The 21203-nt window shown below is 48.4% G+C and carries 24 protein-coding genes and 1 rRNA gene; 6 read left to right on the forward strand and 19 right to left on the reverse strand.

What is annotated here, in order from left to right; genetic code table 11:
• From BMX58_RS02065 to BMX58_RS02085, 5 genes are all read right to left on the reverse strand, one after another.
• Positions 1–185, reverse strand: a 16S ribosomal RNA gene (locus BMX58_RS02065); the annotation flags it as partial.
• A 738-nt stretch (positions 186–923) separates the two neighbouring features.
• Positions 924–2270 carry a glucose-6-phosphate isomerase gene (locus BMX58_RS02070; protein ID WP_068621932.1) on the reverse strand — a complete coding sequence of 449 codons (1347 nt, stop codon included), beginning with the start codon at positions 2268–2270 and terminating at the stop codon, positions 924–926.
• A gap of 53 nt (positions 2271–2323) precedes the next feature.
• A complete protein-coding gene (locus BMX58_RS02075) occupies positions 2324–2710 on the reverse strand; it encodes a hypothetical protein (RefSeq protein WP_068621933.1) in 387 nt (128 codons plus the stop codon).
• A gap of 36 nt (positions 2711–2746) precedes the next feature.
• Positions 2747–3133 carry a CvfD/Ygs/GSP13 family RNA-binding post-transcriptional regulator gene (locus BMX58_RS02080; RefSeq protein WP_068622209.1) on the reverse strand — a complete coding sequence of 129 codons (387 nt, stop codon included), beginning with the start codon at positions 3131–3133 and terminating at the stop codon, positions 2747–2749.
• A 215-nt stretch (positions 3134–3348) separates the two neighbouring features.
• Positions 3349–3933 carry a peptidylprolyl isomerase gene (locus tag BMX58_RS02085; protein WP_068621935.1) on the reverse strand — a complete coding sequence of 195 codons (585 nt, stop codon included), beginning with the start codon at positions 3931–3933 and terminating at the stop codon, positions 3349–3351.
• A gap of 167 nt (positions 3934–4100) precedes the next feature.
• Between BMX58_RS02085 and BMX58_RS02090 the strand changes: the two genes are divergently transcribed.
• From BMX58_RS02090 to BMX58_RS02100, 3 genes are all read left to right on the forward strand, one after another.
• Complete coding sequence (locus BMX58_RS02090; protein WP_068621939.1) at positions 4101–4610, forward strand: divergent PAP2 family protein; 510 nt, start codon at positions 4101–4103, stop codon at positions 4608–4610.
• Between the two features lie 52 nt (positions 4611–4662).
• On the forward strand, positions 4663–5652 hold the full coding sequence (locus tag BMX58_RS02095) for an NAD(P)/FAD-dependent oxidoreductase (RefSeq protein ID WP_068621941.1): 990 nt from the start codon (positions 4663–4665) through the stop codon (positions 5650–5652).
• Positions 5653–5753: 101 nt separating this feature from the next.
• Positions 5754–6260 carry a phosphatidylglycerophosphatase A family protein gene (locus tag BMX58_RS02100; RefSeq protein ID WP_068621943.1) on the forward strand — a complete coding sequence of 169 codons (507 nt, stop codon included), beginning with the start codon at positions 5754–5756 and terminating at the stop codon, positions 6258–6260.
• Between the two features lie 150 nt (positions 6261–6410).
• On the opposite strand, the gene BMX58_RS02105 is transcribed toward BMX58_RS02100, so the two are convergent.
• The 7 genes from BMX58_RS02105 to BMX58_RS02135 all read right to left on the reverse strand — a co-directional run bounded on the left by BMX58_RS02105 (position 6411) and on the right by BMX58_RS02135 (position 11641).
• The gene (locus BMX58_RS02105) at positions 6411–7043 is read right to left on the reverse strand and encodes a TIGR01906 family membrane protein (RefSeq protein ID WP_068621945.1); all 633 of its coding nucleotides are present in this window, start codon (positions 7041–7043) and stop codon (positions 6411–6413) included.
• 2 nt (positions 7044–7045) lie between these two features.
• Complete coding sequence (locus BMX58_RS02110) at positions 7046–7816, reverse strand: TIGR01457 family HAD-type hydrolase (RefSeq protein ID WP_068621947.1); 771 nt, start codon at positions 7814–7816, stop codon at positions 7046–7048.
• A 13-nt stretch (positions 7817–7829) separates the two neighbouring features.
• Positions 7830–8543, reverse strand: a complete 714-nt coding sequence (locus BMX58_RS02115; RefSeq protein WP_068621952.1) for a YutD family protein — start codon at positions 8541–8543, stop codon at positions 7830–7832.
• 9 nt (positions 8544–8552) lie between these two features.
• A complete protein-coding gene (locus BMX58_RS02120; protein ID WP_068621954.1) occupies positions 8553–9941 on the reverse strand; it encodes a bifunctional metallophosphatase/5'-nucleotidase in 1389 nt (462 codons plus the stop codon).
• 39 nt (positions 9942–9980) lie between these two features.
• Positions 9981–10484 carry a Cys-tRNA(Pro) deacylase gene (ybaK, locus tag BMX58_RS02125; protein ID WP_093088770.1) on the reverse strand — a complete coding sequence of 168 codons (504 nt, stop codon included), beginning with the start codon at positions 10482–10484 and terminating at the stop codon, positions 9981–9983.
• Between the two features lie 148 nt (positions 10485–10632).
• Positions 10633–11076, reverse strand: coding sequence for a MarR family winged helix-turn-helix transcriptional regulator (locus tag BMX58_RS02130; RefSeq protein ID WP_068621955.1), 444 nt, complete (start codon positions 11074–11076; stop codon positions 10633–10635).
• Positions 11077–11242: 166 nt separating this feature from the next.
• Positions 11243–11641: a hypothetical protein gene (locus BMX58_RS02135; RefSeq protein WP_068621957.1), complete on the reverse strand. Its 399-nt coding sequence runs from the start codon at positions 11639–11641 to the stop codon at positions 11243–11245.
• 170 nt (positions 11642–11811) lie between these two features.
• Here BMX58_RS02135 and BMX58_RS02140 point away from each other — a divergent pair, with 170 nt between their 5' ends.
• Positions 11812–12174, forward strand: coding sequence for a YbaN family protein (locus BMX58_RS02140; protein ID WP_068621959.1), 363 nt, complete (start codon positions 11812–11814; stop codon positions 12172–12174).
• A gap of 6 nt (positions 12175–12180) precedes the next feature.
• On the opposite strand, the gene BMX58_RS02145 is transcribed toward BMX58_RS02140, so the two are convergent.
• Both BMX58_RS02145 and BMX58_RS02150 read right to left on the reverse strand, forming a co-directional pair.
• Positions 12181–13878, reverse strand: a complete 1698-nt coding sequence (locus tag BMX58_RS02145; RefSeq protein ID WP_068621961.1) for a peptidase M20 — start codon at positions 13876–13878, stop codon at positions 12181–12183.
• A 12-nt stretch (positions 13879–13890) separates the two neighbouring features.
• The gene (locus tag BMX58_RS02150; protein WP_068621963.1) at positions 13891–14736 is read right to left on the reverse strand and encodes a dimethylarginine dimethylaminohydrolase family protein; all 846 of its coding nucleotides are present in this window, start codon (positions 14734–14736) and stop codon (positions 13891–13893) included.
• A gap of 319 nt (positions 14737–15055) precedes the next feature.
• Here BMX58_RS02150 and BMX58_RS02155 point away from each other — a divergent pair, with 319 nt between their 5' ends.
• Positions 15056–15934 carry a LysR family transcriptional regulator gene (locus BMX58_RS02155; RefSeq protein ID WP_068621964.1) on the forward strand — a complete coding sequence of 293 codons (879 nt, stop codon included), beginning with the start codon at positions 15056–15058 and terminating at the stop codon, positions 15932–15934.
• A 77-nt stretch (positions 15935–16011) separates the two neighbouring features.
• On the opposite strand, the gene BMX58_RS02160 is transcribed toward BMX58_RS02155, so the two are convergent.
• The 3 genes from BMX58_RS02160 to BMX58_RS02170 form a co-directional block, all read right to left on the reverse strand.
• Positions 16012–16428 (reverse strand): HD domain-containing protein, encoded by a 417-nt coding sequence (locus BMX58_RS02160; RefSeq protein WP_068621965.1) that lies wholly within the window; start codon positions 16426–16428, stop codon positions 16012–16014.
• An 80-nt stretch (positions 16429–16508) separates the two neighbouring features.
• Positions 16509–16748 carry a SemiSWEET family sugar transporter gene (locus BMX58_RS02165; RefSeq protein WP_068621970.1) on the reverse strand — a complete coding sequence of 80 codons (240 nt, stop codon included), beginning with the start codon at positions 16746–16748 and terminating at the stop codon, positions 16509–16511.
• Between the two features lie 22 nt (positions 16749–16770).
• Positions 16771–16983: a MerR family transcriptional regulator gene (locus BMX58_RS02170; protein ID WP_204243755.1), complete on the reverse strand. Its 213-nt coding sequence runs from the start codon at positions 16981–16983 to the stop codon at positions 16771–16773.
• A 126-nt stretch (positions 16984–17109) separates the two neighbouring features.
• On the opposite strand from BMX58_RS02170, the gene BMX58_RS02175 reads away from it, so the two are divergent.
• Positions 17110–18003, forward strand: a complete 894-nt coding sequence (locus BMX58_RS02175; RefSeq protein WP_068621972.1) for a LysR family transcriptional regulator — start codon at positions 17110–17112, stop codon at positions 18001–18003.
• 88 nt (positions 18004–18091) lie between these two features.
• On the opposite strand, the gene BMX58_RS02180 is transcribed toward BMX58_RS02175, so the two are convergent.
• Positions 18092–18526, reverse strand: a complete 435-nt coding sequence (locus BMX58_RS02180) for a hypothetical protein (RefSeq protein WP_068621973.1) — start codon at positions 18524–18526, stop codon at positions 18092–18094.
• A gap of 44 nt (positions 18527–18570) precedes the next feature.
• A complete protein-coding gene (gene mgtA, locus BMX58_RS02185) occupies positions 18571–21120 on the reverse strand; it encodes a magnesium-translocating P-type ATPase (protein ID WP_068621977.1) in 2550 nt (849 codons plus the stop codon).
• Positions 21121–21203: the final 83 nt, after the last annotated feature.

A 21203-nucleotide genomic window follows, 5' to 3' on the forward strand; every position in this document is an offset into this window, starting at 1 on the left:
ATGCGGTATTAGCACCCGTTTCCGGATGTTATCCCCCTCTTATGGGCAGGTTACCCACGTGTTACTCACCCGTCCGCCACTATCTTCCCAGTGGAAGCAAGCTTCCATAGAAAAGACCGTTCGACTTGCATGTATTAGGCACGCCGCCAGCGTTCGTCCTGAGCCAGGATCAAACTCTCATGTAAAATGGGCTCTTGTACAGAAACCCGCATGAAAAGCTGAATAGCTCTTAATTTCTTGCTGACTTTATGTTTGCGATACTGCGTATCGCCTTCGTTTGCCTCGACCGAAATCGAAGCTCCCTGCACATTTGGTTCGTTCATTCTTTGTTCAGTTTTCAAAGGCCAATCGTTATCACTCGTTACGTGATAGCTTATTCATATTATCACGGCCGCCCACGCTTGTCAACAGTTTTTAGAAATAAATTTCAGACTGTCGCTTTGCTGAATCAGCAACTTTTATATGATAACACCGTTTCATCTTGCTGTCAACAACCAATCTTATCCTGATGTGGTCTTACAAAAGACAACCTCATAATACTAACATCATTCCCTTATCGTGTCAAACAAAATCCAAAACAAAACGCATCGGATTACCGAGGAACTCAACTTTACCACAAAAATGTAAGCCCTGTCAACAGCTGCACATCAATATCAATGGATAGTATGCCGTTTTTTGGGGGTCAGGTAATTTTCAATTTTTCTCATCAATAGGGTTGGGATTGCATCGGCAATACCCTCCACTTGGTTCGCTTCGCTCCGGTGAACAGGCTCTCGCCAAGGACTCAGTTGCGAATCGGGAGTTAGCCCACCTTGATGTTGATCATTTTATGAAGGAATCCGCTCAATCAGGTAAGCTCTTAGTTTTAGATTGCAAAAAAGCGGACAACGAATTGTCCGCTTTATCAGGTATTTGATGCTAGCTTATAGTCTTTCGTTCAATTCTTTAGCCAATTCTTCAAATCCAGGCTTGCCGAGAAGTGCAAACATATTTTTCTTGTACGCTTCTACACCTGGTTGGTCGAATGGGTTCACGCCATTCAAGTAACCAGAGATACCGACCGCGATTTCAAAGAAGTACACTAGGTAGCCTAAAGAATAAGCATCCATTTCAGGCATGGTGACCAGCAAGTTTGGCACGCCGCCATCCGTATGAGCCAATAATGTACCTTGGTAAGCTTTTGTGTTGACGAAATCAACATCTTTGCCTTCAAGGTAGCCTAAACCATCCAAGTCTTCAGGGCTTAATGGCAATTGGATTGTCTTACGAGGCTTCGCAACTTTGACGACTGTTTCGAAGATATTTCTTTGTCCGTCTTGGATCGATTGACCGATCGAGTGCAAATCTGTAGAGAAGTTCGCGCTGGTTGGGTAGATCCCCTTTTGGTCTTTCCCTTCCGATTCGCCGAACAATTGTTTCCACCACTCTGACAGATACTGCATTCCTGGCTCATAATTAGCCAAAATTTCAGTCACTTTGCCTTTACGGTAAAGAATGTTGCGGATTGCCGCATATTGGTAAGCTTCGTTTGTTGCCAAATCAGGATTCATGTATGCTTCACGGGCATCAGCAGCACCTTGCATCAACGCATCAATATCAGCTCCGCTGACAGCGATCGGAAGCAAGCCAACTGGTGTCAATACAGTGAAACGTCCGCCGACATCATCAGGAATTACGAAAGTTTCGTACCCTTCCATGTCTGCTTCATGCTTCGCTGCGCCTCTTGCTTTGTCCGTGGTAGAGTAAATGCGTTTCACCGCTTCTTCTTTACCGTATTTTTTGATCAACAATTCTTTGAAGACACGGAATGCGATCGCTGGCTCTGTTGTTGTGCCAGATTTCGAAATCATGTTCACTGAGAAGTCGCGATCCCCGATCACTTCAATCAGATCAGCTAAATAAGTTGAGCTGATGCTGTTGCCGGCAAAGAAAATTTGCGGTGTTTTGCGGTCTGCAGCAGTCTGAACATTGTAAAAGGTGTGGTTCAGGAAGTCGATCGCCGCACGGGCACCTAAATAAGATCCTCCGATACCGATAACAACCAAAACTTCCGAATCAGACTGGATTTTTTTCGCTGCCGCTTTGATGCGCGCAAATTCTTCTTTATCATAATCTTTCGGCAGATCGATCCAGCCAGTAAAATCGTTTCCTGGGCCAGTGCCTTCACGAAGCGCCGTGTCGGCTGCAGTTACTTGGGTTTGAAGATAGTCGAGCTCGTGTTGACCAAAAAATTTCAAAGCTTTAGAGTAATCAAATTGAATGTGTGACATTTAATATCCTCCTAATTTTTTATAAAATGATTACCGATGAGAAATAAGCCAGCTTAATGGTAAATGGGTACGCTGTCCAATTCCAGATCAGTAAGTATTTCCGAAATTTCCGAAGACTTTTTCCATGCAAGCTTCCCTGGTTCGTTCAATAAGCTGTCCAAATCGGAAGGTTTTTCTAATGCATCGAAAACAAATAAAGGCATATTTTTGCCATTTCCTCTTATGTTCGTCAAGTCAAGCAACCGCAATGACTCAGATTCAATGCCAACATGTGCCAGCAAGACTTCCATTATAGATCCTAAAGGGGATTTTCCGCTCTCGGATAGGTTTACACTAGGCAGGCTGTAGGTCCCATTTTCGGTTTTGACCAAAAAATAAGTCTCCTCGGCCTCATTAGTGACCATAATAGTCCCTGCTACTATGTTTTCTTTTGTCATCATGAATGTCCCCTTTCACTGGAAGTCGTATAGACAGGATTATTCCCCTATCGATTTCCTAACTTTCTCGTCTTCTTTGGCCTCTTCGATCCAGGTCGGCATCATTTCTTTCAAGGTCTCAAAACCAATCTGCGGTAAGTATCTTCTTTTTCTTTTCTTTCTTTTTGCCGGATAACAAGGTGTGGCCAATCGTTCCATAGCCCGGAGCGACAGGCTGATTTTCCCTGTGTACTCGTCGATATCTATGACTTTGGCTTCTACTTCATCATCGATTTGAATGAATTCATCCAGGTTGGTCACGTATCCATGCCTGCATTCGGATATATGGATCAAGCCTTGTGTATTCTTATCCAACGAAATAAACACGCCATAGGATTGGATACCTGTTACCTTGCCTTTAATTATGTCCCCGATTTTATATTCCATTTTCATCCATTGATCCCCTCACAGTACCAGATAATTATACCACGTGCCCAGATGAAAGGATAGAATTTCTGATGCAACTTTGACCAGATGCAAATCTCAGGCGGCATCATAATGAACACTACCTTGAAAACATCCCGGTAGTGTTAGGCGCGCTATAAACAAGATAGTTTAACTCGGGAAGAAAAAGGGGCATTTTTGATGCCCCTGCCATATTATTACAAGATGGTGATGCTTTCAATGACAACATCTTCAACCGGTTTGTCTTGAGCGCCTTTTTTCACGCCTTCGATTGCATAGACAGTGTCCATTCCCGCTTCCACTTGCCCGAAAACGGTATGTTTTTGGTCCAACCAAGGTGTACCGCCGTTTGCCGCATAGGCTTCGACGATTTCTTTAGGCCAGCCGCCAGCTTCCAATTGAGCAAGCATTGTCATAGGCACTTCTTTAGCCGTCACGATGAAAAATTGGCTTCCGTTTGTGTTCGGGCCGGCGTTTGCCATCGACAATGCGCCATTCAGATTGAATAGATTCATCGAGAATTCATCCTCAAATGATTCACCCCAGATACTTGAGCCGCCCATCCCCGTACCGGTCGGATCGCCGCCTTGGATCATGAAGTTATCGATGACACGATGGAAAATAATGCCGTCATAATAGCCGCTTTCAGCCAAACCCAGGAAATTTTCGACTGTCTTGGGCGCCAATTCCGGGAACAAACGGATTGTGATATCCCCTTTGTTCGTTTTCATAATGACTTTCTTCTCGTTGCCTGTTGCTTGTAATTGTGGAAATAAGCTCATTGTTCATCCTCCTTTTTTTAACATTTTACCACAAGATGCAAAAGATTAACCCCCCGTTTATCCAAAAATGAAAATTCAAACCGTTTTTTCTTTTTCATTAGGATGTATGCAGCGATTCATGTTATCATATTTGGAAAGTAGCTATATAAGTGAAGGATGAAAAAATAATGATGATCTTCGAGAATTTCCCTTTAATCTGCTCTCTGGCAGCTATCCTATTCACCCAAGCTTTAAAATATCCGATCGCAATTTTTTCGAAAGACAAGAAGACATCCTTGTCGATTGTTACGACTACAGGCGGGATGCCCAGTTCACACTCGGCTGCCGTCAGTTCCTTGATCACAGCGCTGATCCTGCAATACGGCATCGGGTCCGGTTATGTTGCCATCGCTACTACTTTCGGCGTCATCGTCATGTTCGACTCGATGGGCGTCCGTCGGCAAAGCGGCGAACAAGGCATCGTGCTTATCGATGCCATCAAAGAATTGAACCGTTTATCCCACAAATTCCCGAAGAACGAGACGGAACTGAAAGCAGAAGAGGACGATGAGAAAGTTTACCCGGAAGAAATGACCGTCAAAAAATATCTGGGGCATAAACCTCTAGAAGTATTCGTCGGACTGCTGACGGGCATCTTTGTGACATTCATCGTCAGACTGTTCTATGAGCAAATCTGATACCCCTCCGGGTGATGGATTCGCCCGGAACAGAAACAACGGAGGAAGAACATTGACAGATAAAGAAATATACGAAATCACTATCATCGGCGGCGGCCCTGTCGGCATGTTCACGGCGTTCTATGCCGGACTGCGCCAAGCAAAAGTCAAAATCATAGAAGCCTTACCACAACTCGGCGGCCAACCCGGCATGCTTTATGCAGAAAAAAACATATATGATATCGCGGGTTACCCCGCCATCTCCGGCGGCGATCTCGTTACAAAACTGAAGGAACAGATGGACCGCTTCGACACGAAGCTGGTGTTCGGCGAGGAAGCATTTGAACTCGAAAAAAATGCGGACGGCATCTTTGAAATTCAGACGACCAAGAATCGTCATTATTCAAAAGCGGTGATCATTTCTGCCGGAAACGGTGCCTTCAGGCCACGAAAACTCGAAATCGAGCACGCCGACAAGTATGAAAATACCAATCTCCACTACTTCGTGAACAATATCGAAAGTTTCCGCGACAAAACGGTCGCCATCTGCGGCGGCGGGGATTCGGCAGTAGACTGGGCTCTCACTTTGGAACCGATCGCCAAAAAGGTTTATCTGATCCATCGCCGCCCGCAGTTCCGCGCCCAAGAGCACAGCGTTCACCTGTTGCAGGAATCCACCGTCGAAATCATGACTCCGTTTGTTCCGGTCAGCGTCAACGGGAATGCCGAAATTTTGACCAGCGTCACGCTTCAGGAAGCCCGGAAAGAGAACACGCTTGAGTTGGAAGTCGATGACTTTTTGATCAATTACGGCTTTTCATCCTCCATCGGCGCCATGAAGAAATGGGGCTTCGAAGTCCAAGGAAATGCCATCTCCGTAAACTCGAAAATGGAGACTACCATCCCTGGCGTCTACGCGATCGGGGACATCGGAACATACGACGGAAAAGTCAAACTGATCGCCACCGGATTTGGCGAAGCACCGATTGCGGTCAACAATGCGATGGTCTACATCAATCCCGACACACGCGTGCAACCGATGCACAGCACAAGCTTGTTTTAATTATCCGAGAAAACAGTTGCCCTGCGCAGCTGTTTTCTTTTGTTTCCAAGAACCCTTCCTCTATAATGATAGTATCAAATACAAATCCAGGAGGCATCAATATGGTCAAACCAGACAGCGAGTTGCACGCACGAGCGGTGGCTCTGATGAAGGAACGCGGTGTGAGCGTCGAAGATATCGCCGACCTCGTTTTGCATCTGCAAAAATCTTACGTGGAAAATCTGACGATGCAGGAGTGCATCGAGAGCGTAACGGCCGTATTCCTGAAACGGGAAGTCCAGAATACGATCATCACCGGCATCGAATTGGACAAACTTGCCGAATCGGGGCACCTGTCCCAACCACTGGCGGACATCATCCTGAACGACGAAGGCCTCTACGGGATCGATGAAATCCTTGCCCTTTCCATCGTCAACGTCTACGGCTCCATCGGTTTCACGAACTATGGCTACATCGATAAAGTAAAACCTGGCATCCTGCAGAAACTGAATGACAAGACTGACTCGGAATGCCATACTTTCCTTGATGACATCGTCGGCGCCATCGCCGCTGCAGCCGCCAGCCGCATCGCCCATGACAACCCAAACAAAAGCGACATCATGAAATAGAGAGTGCGATGAATCCCGTTTAGGAATCGAGCATTAAGCGGAGATTTCTGGTATTCAGAACACGTTTAAAGAGAGTGAAAATCAAGCGCTGAGTCGGGAATCTGACTAAACGAATAGGGATGCCTCACGCAAAAGAGGCATCCCTTTATTTTATGCTTTTTTGACTTTCCTGCGGATCCAGAAATACAACGCCACCAGCAGCAGTTCGATCAGCACAAAGACCATTACGAAACAGTGCATGAAGAAATCCTGCGGCAACGCCAAAATGATCGGGTCTGTCCGGGCATCAAAGATCCAGGCGTCATTATTGAAGAACACGCTGTGGAATGTCACGAACAAACGATCGAAATTCATGAATATCACTGTCAAAGCCACTAACGGAGCGGTGATCATCAGTAGCACAGGAGTCAGCATGCGCCAATATCCCTGCTCGTTTTTGACCATCCGCAAAAATAATGCGGTCGCAACACCCGAGATTCCCAAAATGGCGTAATCCAGCAGAAACAGTCTTTTTACCTCATGAAAATGGAACAGTCCGCTCTCGGAGGCGGGAAAATCCGGCATCTTCAATTCTGCTATCCACGGCAAATTCAGATACTGCATCAGGATCCGATAATTGTCCAGGAGGATGTCTTTCGAAAATCCGGCCATTTGTTCGATGTTCAGGTAGCGGATATCAAAGCTGTAAAGCGGGGTGAAATTGATTGTGAGAGCGATACTTGCACTCAACACCAATAAGAAAATGGCAACATGCCCGAGAAAATATTTCAATTTCTGCGCCATTCTTACACTTCCCACTCGGACAGATCGTTGACGATGTATGTCGGTTGTTCAGGTTTCCCTTCGATGTCCGCAAGTTGGGAGAATCCGGTCAGGACCATCAGAGTGTCCACGCCGTAGTGGACGCCTGCCAATATATCCGTATTATAGTTATCCCCGACCATGACAACATCCTTTTTCTCGAGTTGCATCCGTTTGATCGCGCCGGCCATGATTGTGGGATATGGTTTTCCGATGATCAGCGGTTCTTTTTGCGTGCAGGCCTTCAGAAAAGCAGTCAATGCGCCTGCTCCCGGAATGAAGCCCCTTTCGGTAGGCAAGTTGGTATCCGGATTGGTCGCAACGAACTTGGCACCGTTCTGGATAGCCAAGCAAGCGGCTTCCAATTGCGGGTACGTCACATCGCGATCCAACGCCTGCAGGACAAAATCAGGATTTTCCTCAACCATTTCGAACCCTGCCGCTTGGACTTCCTGTTTCAAAGAAGCTTCTCCGACGACCATAACTTTTTGGCCGATGTTCAGTTCCTTCAGATAATCCAGCGCAGCCATCGCGCTTGTATAGATATGATCCTCAGTAACGTCAATCTGAAAGTTTCGCAACAGATTTTCCCTTACTTCCGCAGCAGTCTTGGTCGCATTGTTGGTAACGAACAGGAAGGGGATATTTTTATCCTGAAGTTCTTTGACGAAAACTTCAGCTGTCGGGATGCGCTCAGCACCTTTGTACACCGTTCCATCCAGATCGATTAAATAGCCTTTATACTTTTTGATGATGTTCTCCTCCTAGTCACTGCTCTATCTTTTTGATTTGGAAACTTTTCTTTTCCCCTTTGACAGGCTTTGTCGTCGTTGTTTTTGGTCTTTCTTTTTCCTGCGGATTTTTTGCATTTACGTCTTTGATCACAAACTCTTTTTTCCTGCCTGGATTCCTCGGCCGGTCAGCATTTCTGGCCTCTTTATTTTTGTTGGGCTGGGCCGGAATCGGCTGGGCAGCGGTTTGATTGACAGCGTCTGCCGCCCCTTCTCCCCTAGTGGCTTCACGGTTTTTGCGTTTGCGGTTGCGTTTGGTTTTGGTTATTTTTTCTTTTTCTGAACGCGTCTTTTCGATCACGAAATAGGCGCAGCCAAAGTTACAGTACTCATAGAGATAATCCTCCAGAAAACTGATTTTCTTGTCTTGGGCGACTTTGCTGTTGTTGTTTCGGTAAAAGCCCTTCAGGCGTAATTGGTCATAGCCCCAGTCCCCTACGATATAATCATACTTGCTCAGGATGGACGTATACCTTCCGGCCAATGCTTCAGCATCAAAGCCTTCCCGGTGGTCGATGCTCAATTCGTATTCTTGCGTCCCCACCAGAAGACGATTGTCGTCCAACAACTTGACGATTGCTTCGTCTTCGCTGCGTTCGCTTGTTTGCTGCTCACTTTCTTCCGAAAGATTTTCCAGCAAGGCGTCCACCTGCGTCTTCACTGTTTCATCCACCAATTCCTTTTTATCCATGGTAGCACCTCACTTTTCTCTTGTAATAGGAAATTTATCTTCCAGATGCAGCCCGAACACGTCCCTAAGGAAATACGGGAACAACAGACGGCTGCGGCCTTCGTTTTCGATTGTCGGGAAATAGGTGATGTAGCGGAAATGGTCCACCGTCACAAAGGTGATGTCCTCCTCATCGGAAAGCTCCTTGCCTTCCACCTTCACCTGCTTCGTTTCCGGATCGACTTCGAAACCGCGATAACACAGCTCGCCGAATATCCTTCCCCGGAAACCCATACCGGTTATTTCCTTCGTCATCAGTTCTTCGCGCTGCGATTCCATTTCCTCGATCATGACTTTGAAATCCCGTCCCGTCAAGGTACATTCCAGCAGGCGCATCGGATGCGGCAAAATCTGGTGCAGATGATTTTTGGTGATGGTCCCTTCCGGCAAATCTTTCAGAAACAGTCCGGAGTTCAGTATGCCGAATGGCGTACCGGCATATTCGGTCACAGCATCCAATCCCAGCAGCAACAAGTCGTTGGTGTGGCCTTCATCCGCTTTCAGCCGAACCGGGTTATCCGCGATGGGGATTGCAGACAGCAGTTCCTCTCCGCGTTGCTGCAGTTCCTCGACCTCTTCCCTATCACCAGGCTCTTCCGGAAGATTTTCTGCTTCGATCAATTCCGCTTTGCGATCCATAATCCGATCGGAATCATAGCTGACCGTGGCATGACCGATGTATTTTCCGAACTTGCCCGCCCCCAGCAATAAGGAGTCATCCACATGCTTGCCTTCCGGCAGTACATGATGGGTATGCGCTCCGATGATGACCGGGATCGAACGGTACATTTCGCCGATATGGATATCCTCGATGATGCCGACGTGCGACAGTAGGATGATCAAATCGACGGACGGCGCCACTTTCAACAAAATTTTCGGCAGGACTTCATCCGATTCTTTAGGGTTCCAACCGTTCGGGATATAGCTAAGGTAGAGCGGTGCCGTAAGCCCGATGATCCCGACCTTCAGACCGCTGGCCAGCTCTTTGACGAGATAAGGCTGCGCCCAAGTCGGCAGTTCATCCGTTTCCGGGTCATAGAGATTCGCCAATACAACCGGAAAATCAGCGTCATCATACAGCTCGTCCAGCTGCCGTTTGTCGTTGCCGATGCCTTCATTGTTGCCGATCGTCACCGCATCGAACGGAACCTGATTCAGAAGCTCGATGTTTGCCTTGCCGTTCGTCGCTTCCGTCAAAGGGTGCACCCGGTCACAGGCGTCGCCGATGTCGAAAAGCAACACTTCTTCCCCGTTTTTTTCATGGAAGGCTTTCTTCTCCAGCAAAAAGCGCCGGATTTTCGGCCAATTTTCGAAATGCGAATGCAGATCATTGATATGGTAAATGTGCAATTTTTTCATGATACGTGCTCCTTTTCCATCGACAAAGAGGAACGTGCATCATTCATCTTTCTCTTGTGTAATCTTTTCAACTTTGGCACGTGCTACTTTCATCAGGTCTTCCGGAGAGAGCTCGATTTGGGTTCCGCGCTTGCCGCCGGATACCAACACGCTCTTTTCATCAAGAATATGGTGGGACAAATAGGTAGGGAAAGCTTTTTTCATCCCGATCGGCGAGCAGCCACCTCGGATGTAACCGGTTGTCGCTTCCAGGTCCTTCAACGGAAGCATTTCGATCCGTTTATTGCCGCTGACTTTCGCGAAGGCCTTCAAATCGAGCTCATTTTGCGCCGGGATGACCCCGACGACGACGCCGGTCTTGTCGCCGACGGCCACGATGGTTTTATAGATGGCGCCGGCATCTTCGCTCATTTTCTCGAGGACGGACATCGCATCGAGATGATCCTCCGACCATTCGTATTCATGGACTTTATAGGCGCACTTTTGTTTGTCCAGCATGCGCATCGCATTTGTTTTGCTGATTTTCTTGTTTTTCACAGTCATCTTTCCTTTTTGTCTGATACTGCCTATTTTACCATATCTCTAAGGATTGCATCCTGGAAAAGTGACCGTTCCTGCAGAAAAAACGCAAAAAAGAGACTCCGAAGCGCGATGCTGCGGAAGTCCCTGTTTGGTTTGCGCTAGCTGATGGTCAATGCTCCATGTTTTCGGCATGGAGCCCTACCCGTTTGGCCAAATCGATGAACGTTTCTACTTCTTTATCTGAAAGGACGGAAAATATCTCCGCAATATACGCAGCATGCAATGGGAAAATCCGGTCCATCAATTTGCGCCCTTCTTCGGTAATGGCTGTAAAAATAACGCGGCGGTCGGTTGCACATGGGATGCGTTGCACCAGCCCTTTGCTCTCTAATTTATCGACAACGTACGTCAGACTGCTGCTGGCAAGCAAGACCTTCTTTCCGATGTTTTGGATGGGTTGCTCCCCTTTATGGTACAACAATTCCATCACGGCGAATTCGGAAAAATTCAAACCCTGCTTCATCATATCTTTCTTCAGTTTGTCCTGTACATGTTGGGATGATTTAAATAACACAGTAAGGGCCTTTAAAGTATCGCGATCTGTTGCAGACATCGTAACACCTCCCTTTAATATTTCGATTTCGAAAGAATAATATCACGAATAAAAAGGTTTGTCAAAATATACAAACGCTTTCTGTCAGCTGAATAAGCCCATCTGTACAAAACAAAAACCGTGCGGAGGGAATGCACTAATCCTCGCACACAGTTAAGCAAAAACATTATGAAAGCTGTTCATGCCAGTTAAAATACAAAACCATCACATAAACAATCAACGTCAACAACATGGCTACGGCAACATAATAGCCGTAGAGCACGACGTCGAGGAATACCAGTCCATTGGCCAGAAGCGGAGACAGGATGATACCCGCCAAAAAAATCAGTTCCGCCGCCAGCAAGAGCAGCACTTTGGCTTTCCTGAACCTGAATATCAGAAAATACGTTATGAAAATCAGAACGAAAAGAACTAAAACAAAGTAGTTATGCGAATAAAACCGGTAGCCGGATGTCGGATCCAGCGCGAACGTCTCATAGTTCGGAAGCAGTATCCAAGGCAGAATAAAACTGATCCCGAAAACAAGAAAGAGTAAACCTAAAATAACAAGAGACGTATTCTTCATAAACAGCTCCTCCTCAGCGATGAATCAGGATTCCCCTAATACACACAATCCGCCAAATGTACTATACTATCTGAATAGTATACCATGGACAATCTTCATGAAGAGCATGATAGTAACTATATGCAGCAAAAATAATCTGGATCTAATCAGATTTGAAGGAGACTACTTATTTGAAAAAATATCTATACATAGCACTGGGTTCATTGACGTTCGCCCTCGGGACCATCGGGATGTTCCTGCCTTTCCTGCCTACAACTGTCTTCTATCTGCTGACCGGTTTTTTCTGGCTCCACAGCTCGGAACGTCTGCACCGACAATTCACCGAGTCGGATAAATACAGGCAATACATCGTTGAGCCCTTGGTAAAGAAAAACATCACGAACGCGGGCATGATCCGGATGTTCGTGATGATGCTCTTTGTCTTTGCGATTCCTTTTGTGCTGACCGACAGCACAACGCTGCGCATCGTCCTGTTGATCATTTATTTGGCCCACCTGATCGGCTTGACTTGGCATCTGCGGTTCAAAAAATAACTGCGATCACGGCTTGCCTAAACTTCCGGATAATCGCTTATCCCTGCTGACCTCAAGATTTCTCTCCTCACGCGACAGATGCGCAATGACTTCCCTGATCAGCCGGGGCAGAACTTCGTAGGAGTATGGCTTATGGATCCTTTCCTTCCAAGTGTGCGCGCCTTTCCCATAGACCCCCAGATTGACCGCCGGGATCGAAAGCTCCTGGATGGCATCGGTAGGCAATGGATAAATACTTGCCATACCGGGAAAATTTTGGATCAATGTCAGGATTTCCGCCTTGCTTTCGCTCATCGACAGATAGCTGCTGTCGGAAAGGAAGGGGAAGAAGCGGCGTTTTTTGAACGTCTGGCCGTGCTCCGCCCTGATTTTTTCCATCGCGGCTGAAATCGCATGGTCAACCGGCGAATCCGGTTCGATGCCGTTATGCGGACAAAACGGCGGCGCCAGGAAGAGGATCACTTTGGCGGCATCATCCCCTGTCGCATGCTCCAATGCGTCGACCACCCTAAAGCCGAAAGCGCGCTTGTCCTCGCTGCCGTATGTCTCGAACGTGCTGGCGATGATTGCAGCCGTATCGACGCCCTTCTGCGAGCACTCCCGCAAATAATCTTCGAAAAGCAGGACGTTTACCTCATGCTCGATCGTACCGATCGGGACACCGACTCTGGCACGGTATTCAGCCAGCCGGGCATCCAGTTTTTCCGTCACTTGCCGGACGGCTTCCTCGGCTGCACCGCGCAATATCGACAGCACATCCGTAACGGAGCGTTCGTACAGGAAAGTGTTGAAGTAGAGATGCGCCACTTTAGCCGTTTGGACATTGTAGAAGTCTTTGCAGTCCCGCTGCTGCAGAGCGGATGACGGCAGCACCTCCTCATCATCGATCAGTTCGCACAAGTCGGGGTTTGTGTTGATCGCCAAATTGATGGCGCTGGACAGCAGCGTCGGGTCGATGCCCTGCAGCGTGCTGCCCACATGCGTTTCCCGACCTTTGATGTAAAAACAAGGGAGGATTTTCCCGGCAGCGCCCGTATACAGATAGCGTGTGTCGTCGCCTTCAAACAAAGGCGAAACAAAATCGGTGTTGACCGCAACGATGAATTCGTACCCTTTCCGCTTGAACGCCAACAGCTCCGGCAAAGCAGCGATGACGCCGGTGTGATCGTTCTCCTCAACCGGATTCCCCATCAACAACAGGTTGAATGGGAGTTCTTCCTGATGCAATGAATAGTGCAGCAGGTTTGCCAGATGCACGGCCATGCCGCTCTTCATGTCCAGCATACCGCGCCCGAATGCCCATTCGCCTGATAATGCGTCGCTTTGAACGTCAGCATCTGCTTCGTAATTCTCAAAAAAACGCAACAGGCGCTCCGGCGAAAAAGCATCTGCTTTCTGCTTTCCGAAATCCTCGACGCCGACCGTATCGATATGGGCATGCAGCAGGACGATTTCCTTCGAATCAGCTTTGGGAAGAAATGCAAACACATTGCTCCGATGCAAAGGATCATTCAGCAACGGCGTCTCCCAGACCAGATCGGGGTGCTCCTTGAAATAAGGGAAACTCGACAGGATCTCGGCGACGCGCCTGCTGATGTCCGCTTCGCCATGAGCGGAACTGTTGATGCTCGGGATCTGGACGAGTTCTTTTGCCAATGCTTCAATTTGCTGCGGTTGCGGCAGATTTTTGATTGTTTCGTACATATTGTTTCCCCCCTATGCATGCACTCTTTTCAGCGGGAAAGTCATGCAATGGATGCCTCCCCCTAATTTCAGCAACTCCGTCAACTCGATTTCATGGACGGTGAGTCCTTTCTTGCGCATCTTCTTATTGATGCCCCGGTTCCGGGCCAATGAAATCACTTCGCCACAGCCGATCGCCTGGACATTGTAGCCATGGCCGAAAATCGCATGTTCGTCATCGGTGATCAATTCGATTTCCATTTTCTTCAACAACGCTATGAAAGTTTCAGGCAAATCTGCATAGCCGATCGCAAGCTTGGGAGCTACCAAGTTGAAGCACATGTCCAAATGGAGGTAACGCGGATCCATTTCAACGGGATGCACATCATACCCTAATGGCTTCAAAATTCCTTTAATCTGTCCGAATCCCTCTGCGTTCGTCCGATCCAACATACCGATGGCAACCGTGCGTTCGTCCAAGAAGGCAAAATCCCCGCCCTCAAAGACGCCCGTTCCTGACACTTCCCCCAACAGCGGAACGCCCAGCTCGGCCATCTTCGCTTCGTAAGCTTCGGTTTCCGGCAAGCGGATATCATTTTTGAATTTCCCGAGGATATAGCCTTCGTTCACGCAGCCCCCAAAGTCCCGGGAAAACACAGCATGCGGAAGGATTTCATCCTTTTCCATCAGCTCGACGGAGATGCCCAAGCTTTCATATAATGAATGGAGTTCCTGGAATTCCTTTTGGATGCGGCTTTCATCTATCTGCTGCAGGTCCCATTGTTTTGAAATTTCGTTGATCTGTTTGGCCTGATGGATATGACTGGGTTTTGACAGCAAAACCATTTCAAGCCTGCCTGTTCCGTTCGCGACGTACATAAGCTCCCTCCGTTCAGTTGATGCATTTGCGGACCCGGATGAACGGCTATCGACCTTTGCCATCCAGCGTGGACCCTTGCTTTGCTCTTATCTGATTCAAAGTATAAGCAACATTTTCAGGGTCAGCCACTTGGTGTAAATTGCTGAAAACGATGCCTTCCCGTCCCTATAAGTGTTGCAGATGATTTTTGAATAGTTGCGGCTTTTCCCGGATATGTGACATTACCTGACAGGATTCGCGACTTCCTTACATACCTAACCTTTTTCCATAACATCAGGTTATACTGAATGGAAATTAACCTGACATGGAGGGATTGCGATGGGTTTGCCACAGCTACGGACGTTTTATTATTGCGCTACATATTTGAGTTTTTCAAAGACCGCCCAGCATTTCGGACTGAGCCAGCCGGCAATTACCAAACAGATCAAAAAATTGGAAGCGGATCTGGAGCAGGAGTTGTTCATCCGGGCCGGCAGGAAGCTGTTCCTGACAAGCGCCGGGGAAGCCTTGTTCGAGTATTCCTCCCAAATATTCAGCCTTTATGAGGAAGCGTTGGGAAAGATGCGGAACTTGTCCGAAGAAAAACTCCGGTTGCGGATTGTAGGGGATCTGAATTACATGAAGATGAACCTGTCGGATTTTTTTGCGAAAGCCTATGAGCGGTTCCCTGAGGTCGAAATCGAGATCGATACCGCTGAGAACGCCAAACTGATATTTTCAGGCGTGCGCGATAAGCAATACGACATCGGGATCCTGAGCGCCAACTACACAACGATCGGCATGCGTGACCGTCTGCTTCGGGAAGACACTGTTTGCCTCGTCGCCTCAACAGCATTGGCCAGCCGCATGATACAGGAACCCGATCTGCAGCCGCCTTTGCTTTTCTACAGATCAGAATCATCCTACAGCAGTTTCCTGCAGGAGTTCATGCACAGAAATGGCCTTTCCGACCAGAATCGGATGACCTTCAACAGCCTTGAGATGATCCGTCAAGCTTTGCTGAAGGACGCCGGTGTCGCCATCCTGTCGGAAGACGTCATCAAAGAAGACATTCTCTCCGGGCGGATCACCATCCTGGCGACGCCGGTCGAATCGTTGAAGATCAAGACGCGAGTGATCTATCGGTCGGACAATCCGATGCTGCGCAGTGTCGAGGCATGCATCAAGTTGATTATCGCTGAAACGGGCAAATCTTAGCATTTCAGCTCCTGATAACACAAAATGGACCAGCAAATCCTCCTTCCGGGGAATTGCTGGTCCATTTTTTATTTTTGTCACTCCGATAAATATTCAATCGCCTTGCGGTATTTTTCTGCCCGATCCCTGTCCTTTTTGGTGATCTTCTCCAAACGGCTCAAATCCGAATTGTGCTTCAGATCAGCCAGCTTCACGGTAGTGGCCAATCCGTTCTTTTTGACGTTTGCCAAATAATCACTATAGCTTTGGCCGGATTTTTTGGTCAATGCTTCCACAGCTTCGACAATGTTGTCAGGCAATCCCTTGGCCAGCAAATCGTTGGCTGTCACCTCCGTATCCTCGATGATATCATGCAGCAGCGCGACAACCTTCTGCTCATCCGTCGTCACCATCGCTGCCACTTGCTGCGGATGCAGGATATAATCAAGCCCGGCTTTGTCCTTCTGGCCGGCATGCGCCGCTTTCGCTATTTCAAACGCCAATTCCTCCAACATGGTTGCACCACCTCTCGTGTCCATTATAGCCGAATGCACCAAAAAACAAAAAAAGGATCAGCCTAAACTGATCCGAATACTTATTTGTATTTCAATTTCGCGATCAGAATGACCAAGGCCAAGCAAAAGGTGATGACGTTCGCGATGAACAGCGCCATATCCCCGATTGCATAACCATGGGCCATCCATAGGAAAATGCCTGTCACCGACATAAGGTACATCCCCAACGAAATGGCTTTCGTGTTCTTTGTCCTCAACACCTGAATCACTTGCGGCACGAATGCCAATGTAGTCAAAAATCCTGCGATTGTTCCGATCATTTTCTTTTCCCCCTGATATGTTTCATTTCATTCTGTAGAGCAGATAATCCAGACAGTCGATTGCCTTCTGATCCTCATGGATCTTATCCAATAAGCCGCTCCTGTGTTTCTTCAGCAGATCCATTTGTTTCGCCGATTCGTTCGTTTGACGGTATTGCAGAAAAGCAGCGATGGTTTCATCCGTGCAGCCTGCATCCTTCAGATTTGTGATCAACATCTCTTCCCTTATGTCCACTTGTCTCACTCCTCATGAATAGGATATCGCCTATCGGGAAGAATATCCAATACCTATATCAGATGCCTTGCTATACTTGAAAGGCATGGCACAAAACCTTAAAATGGAGTCAAAGGAGTTGGGATTATGGAATTTAGGGTACTGCAGTATTTTTTGACGATCGCAAGGGAAGAAAGCATATCGGGTGCCGCGGAATTTCTGCACATCACGCAACCGACACTTTCGCGGCAGCTGAAGGAACTGGAGGAGGAACTGGGCAAAGAGTTGATCATCCGCGGCAACCGCAAAATCACTTTGACCGAGGACGGCATGCTGCTCCGGAAACGGGCCGAAGAAATCATCCAGCTCGTGGAAAAGACTGAGGCGGAACTGAATGCGGACGACACCGAATTCAGCGGGGACATCTACGTGGGCGGTGCGGAATCCGAAGGGATGCGCCTCATCGCACGGGCGATCGCCAGAGCCCAGTCAGAGCATCCGCTGCTCAAATTCCATCTCTTCAGCGGCAATGCCGAGGATGTCAGCGACCGACTGGACAAGGGTTTGATCGATTTCGGGGTGCTGGTCGAGCCAACCAACATGAGCAAGTACGATTTCACCAAACTGCCGACAAAAAACGTCTGGGGCATCCTGATGAGGAAAGACAGCCCTCTGGCAACCCGGGAAAGCATCACTTCGAAAGATTTGCGGGGCAAAGCCTTGATCTGTTCGAACCAGTTGCTGGTAAAGAACGAACTCGCCGGTTGGTTGGGCGGCAATGAACGCAGCTTGAACATTGTCACGACCTACAACCTCCTCTACAACGCTTCCCTGCTCGTGGAAGAAGGCGAGCGGTACGCCCTCTGCCTGGACGGCATCATCGCTACCGGTGAAGACCGCGCCCTGTGCTTCCGTCCGTTGGAGCCGAAACTGGAAGCCGGCCTTCACTTTGTCTGGAAAAAGTATCAGGTGTTTTCGAAAGCCTCCGAATATTTCCTTGGATTGGTGCAGGAAGAGGCGCGAGCCCAAACTAGACAATGATGCATAGCGCAAACGAAGCATAACGCCGTCGCTCGGGTGTTATGCTTCGTTTGTTTGCCGCATTCATTTGAATTGCCGCTGCATGCGCTCATTTTTCCGTCTCTTTCGTGTGCGAGCGGATATTGGCGATGATCTGGAGAACGAACAAACCCAACAGAAATCCGCCCTGCACGTTCGAATGTCTCCACGCCAGCACGATGAAACCGTAATTCAGTGACCAATACAGCATCAGATAAGGCGTCAACAACTTCCAATTATCGCGGAAAGATACTTTCAGAACAAAATCATAGATGCCTTCCAGCGCAAGGAAAACCAGAAAGATACTCAGGAATATCGTGTATTGGACCGGTATCTGCTGCTGTTGCGCCAGGGCGATTAGTATGCCGGCAGGGACCGCCAGCGCCAAATAAACTTTCCCCGCTGCCGCTACTCGGGAGGCTTTGGCATATCTCACAAGCAAAAAAATGGTGGTCAAAAGCAGACTGTTCGCTGTTCCGAGTAAAAAATAACAAGTTTCGAACATGCATATCACGCCTCCCGGGCCGCCACCTCAAGGGGACTCTCCGCTTAACTGCGGAATTTCCCATGTTTCGGTTGCGCCTTTGCATTGTAAAAATAATATTTGGCGATTTCTGTGACGATTACGTACAGGGCCAAGATGAAGAACAGAGAAAACAGCAGCAACGGCTTGACGGGCTCGATACCCAAATATTGATGGAAAGGCAGATAGGGGATCAGCAAGGTGAAAATGCCAACCGCGATGGATGAATAAAGCAATAACGGGGCGGGTCTGCTCCTATAGAAGCGTTTCTGCGTCCGCATGACCAACAACACCAGCAATTCCGTCAGAACTGAAATAGTGAACCAGCTGCTCTGGAATATACCGTGTTTTGCATTGAATCCGAAGAACAGAACAGCAAAAGTCAGGTAATCAAAAATTGAACTGACCAAACCAAACACAATCATAAAATCACGGATGAAATGGATATCCCATCTGAGAGGTCTTGCCACAATTTCCTTGTCAACACTGTCGTTGGCGATGGTGATTGCAGGGAAATCGCTCAAAAAATTGATCAATAAAATTTGTTTAGGGAGCAACGGCAGGAACGGCAAAAACAAGGATGCCCCGGCCATGCTGAACATATTGCCAAAATTGGCACTGGTGGTGACCTGGATGTATTTCAGCGTATTCGCAAAGGTTGTCCGGCCTAGCTCAATACCGCGGCTCAACACCTTCAGACTTTTTTCGACCAGCACGAAATCGGCTGATTCCTTCGCCACATCAACAGCGTTTTCGACCGATAAGCTCACATCGGCGGCATGCAAGGCGGGTACGTCATTGATGCCGTCCCCCATATAGCCCACGACATGATTTTGCTTCTTCAGAGCCAAAATGATCCGTTCCTTCTGGTTGGGATCCACTTCGGCAAATACCGTAGTCGCTTCGATTTTGCTCCACAACGCTTCGTCGCTCAGACGCATGAGCTCGGATCCAGTCAGTACACCCGTGACTTCCAACCCCACAGCCTCAGCAGTGTGCAAGGCGATCAGCTTATTGTCGCCGGTGATGACCCGCAGGCTGACCCCCTGATTTTTGAGGTCCGTAATGGTGCGCGATACATCCTCTTTGGGATGGTCAAAAAGCAACAGGAAGCCCATCAAAATCATGTCCGCTTCATCCTCAACCGTATACTGTTGCTGCAAGGCCACCGTTTTTTTTGCGACGGCGATGATGCGGATCCCTTGACTGCTCCATTCTTCGTAATGCTGCTGGATGACTGATAAAGTCTGCTCATCCATTGCCTTTCCGCAGCCGGCGATTTCAACTTGCGTGCAGACGGCAAGGATGCTGTTCAGTCCCCCTTTCGCAATCATCAGGCACTGGTCGGTCTCCTGAACAATGATACTCAGTCGTTCTCGGTTGAAATCAAAAGGAATCTCCGCTTGCTTTTTGATGGCGCTGATATCCAGATCTTTGGCGGCGCTGATCGCATCATCCAGCGTATTCGCCATTCCGGTCTGGAGCTTGGCATTCAAATAAGCAAGCCAGAACACTTCATCGGATGGCTGTCCGTCAACACCAGCCGCTCCATCGAGACGGATGGTGCCTTCCGTCAAGGTGCCGGTCTTGTCGGTACAGAGAATGTCCATGCTGCCAAAGTTTTCGATCGCGGTCAAACGGCGGACGATGACTCCTTCCTTCGCCATGATGCGGGATCCTTTCGAGAGCGTGATGCTGATGATTGCAGGCAGCAGCTGCGGCGTAATCCCAACGGCTAGCGCAACCGAGAACAGCAGGGCTTCTATCGCCGGCCGGTTCATGATGACGTTGATGGCGAACACGATCAAGGTGAGAACAAGCATGATTTCAGTCAACAAATAACCGAAGCGCCGTACCCCGCGTTCGAAATCGGTTTCCGGCGGGCGCAAAGCCAGTTTGTCCGCTATTTGTCCGAATTCGGTACTTGCTCCCGTTTCCACAACCAACATCGTGGCGTTTCCGCTTTGTACGCTCGTTCCCGTGTAGACACAGTTGGTGCGCTCTTCCATGCTGGCATCTTCGTTGACCTTATCCGGCTTCTTTTCGGACGGCAAAGATTCCCCTGTCAGGATGGACTGATTGACGAATAAATTCTCACTTTCCAATATCAGCCCGTCCGCAACAATAAGGCTGCCGATGGATAACTTGATGATATCGCCCGGGACCACTTCTTTTGATGCAATCTCGATCGGCTTGCCCTCACGAAGGACGACGGATTTAGCCTGCACTTTTGCCCGGAGTTCCGCGATGACATTGCCCGCGGTGTATTCCTGGTAAAAGCTGAGTATCGCACTCACCAATATGATCCCCAAGATGATCATCGCATCGATCCATTCGCCTGTCGCTGCTGATATTCCCGTCGCGACGAGCAAAATAAGGATGATGGGACTTTTGAATTGGCTTAAGAATGCCAACAGCTGCGTGTCTTTTTTCTGTTTCCTGAGCGTGTTTTCGCCGTATTGTCGCAGCCGTGCTGCAGCTTCCGCTGCCGTCAGCCCATTTACATTGGAACGGACCGAACGCAACACCTCATCCTGCGGCAGACTCCAATATTCGATACTTCTTTTTTCTTGCATAAAACAGCCCTTCCTTCACACCACGATGGTTTCCTCAAGCGATCGCAAGTTGCGCATTCCATAAACAGTTTCCATTGACTTCA

It is taken from the genome of Trichococcus ilyis, assembly GCF_900109135.1.
Classification (GTDB): Bacteria; Bacillota; Bacilli; order Lactobacillales; family Aerococcaceae; genus Trichococcus; species Trichococcus ilyis.

What these genes read in the sequence shown, in the direction of transcription:
- BMX58_RS02070 (WP_068621932.1), bottom strand. Translation starts at nt 2,270, where the DNA reads ATGTCACACATTCAATTTGATTACTCTAAAGCTTTGAAATTTTTTGGT.
- BMX58_RS02075 (WP_068621933.1), bottom strand. Translation starts at nt 2,710, where the DNA reads ATGATGACAAAAGAAAACATAGTAGCAGGGACTATTATGGTCACTAAT.
- BMX58_RS02080 (WP_068622209.1), bottom strand. Translation starts at nt 3,133, where the DNA reads ATGGAATATAAAATCGGGGACATAATTAAAGGCAAGGTAACAGGTATC.
- BMX58_RS02085 (WP_068621935.1), bottom strand. Translation starts at nt 3,933, where the DNA reads ATGAGCTTATTTCCACAATTACAAGCAACAGGCAACGAGAAGAAAGTC.
- BMX58_RS02090 (WP_068621939.1), top strand. Translation starts at nt 4,101, where the DNA reads ATGATGATCTTCGAGAATTTCCCTTTAATCTGCTCTCTGGCAGCTATC.
- BMX58_RS02100 (WP_068621943.1), top strand. Translation starts at nt 5,754, where the DNA reads ATGGTCAAACCAGACAGCGAGTTGCACGCACGAGCGGTGGCTCTGATG.
- BMX58_RS02105 (WP_068621945.1), bottom strand. Translation starts at nt 7,043, where the DNA reads ATGGCGCAGAAATTGAAATATTTTCTCGGGCATGTTGCCATTTTCTTA.
- BMX58_RS02115 (WP_068621952.1), bottom strand. Translation starts at nt 8,543, where the DNA reads ATGGATAAAAAGGAATTGGTGGATGAAACAGTGAAGACGCAGGTGGAC.
- BMX58_RS02120 (WP_068621954.1), bottom strand. Translation starts at nt 9,941, where the DNA reads ATGAAAAAATTGCACATTTACCATATCAATGATCTGCATTCGCATTTC.
- ybaK (WP_093088770.1), bottom strand. Translation starts at nt 10,484, where the DNA reads ATGACTGTGAAAAACAAGAAAATCAGCAAAACAAATGCGATGCGCATG.
- BMX58_RS02130 (WP_068621955.1), bottom strand. Translation starts at nt 11,076, where the DNA reads ATGTCTGCAACAGATCGCGATACTTTAAAGGCCCTTACTGTGTTATTT.
- BMX58_RS02135 (WP_068621957.1), bottom strand. Translation starts at nt 11,641, where the DNA reads ATGAAGAATACGTCTCTTGTTATTTTAGGTTTACTCTTTCTTGTTTTC.
- BMX58_RS02145 (WP_068621961.1), bottom strand. Translation starts at nt 13,878, where the DNA reads ATGTACGAAACAATCAAAAATCTGCCGCAACCGCAGCAAATTGAAGCA.
- BMX58_RS02150 (WP_068621963.1), bottom strand. Translation starts at nt 14,736, where the DNA reads ATGTACGTCGCGAACGGAACAGGCAGGCTTGAAATGGTTTTGCTGTCA.
- BMX58_RS02155 (WP_068621964.1), top strand. Translation starts at nt 15,056, where the DNA reads ATGGGTTTGCCACAGCTACGGACGTTTTATTATTGCGCTACATATTTG.
- BMX58_RS02160 (WP_068621965.1), bottom strand. Translation starts at nt 16,428, where the DNA reads ATGTTGGAGGAATTGGCGTTTGAAATAGCGAAAGCGGCGCATGCCGGC.
- BMX58_RS02165 (WP_068621970.1), bottom strand. Translation starts at nt 16,748, where the DNA reads ATGATCGGAACAATCGCAGGATTTTTGACTACATTGGCATTCGTGCCG.
- BMX58_RS02175 (WP_068621972.1), top strand. Translation starts at nt 17,110, where the DNA reads ATGGAATTTAGGGTACTGCAGTATTTTTTGACGATCGCAAGGGAAGAA.
- BMX58_RS02180 (WP_068621973.1), bottom strand. Translation starts at nt 18,526, where the DNA reads ATGTTCGAAACTTGTTATTTTTTACTCGGAACAGCGAACAGTCTGCTT.
- mgtA (WP_068621977.1), bottom strand. Translation starts at nt 21,120, where the DNA reads ATGCAAGAAAAAAGAAGTATCGAATATTGGAGTCTGCCGCAGGATGAG.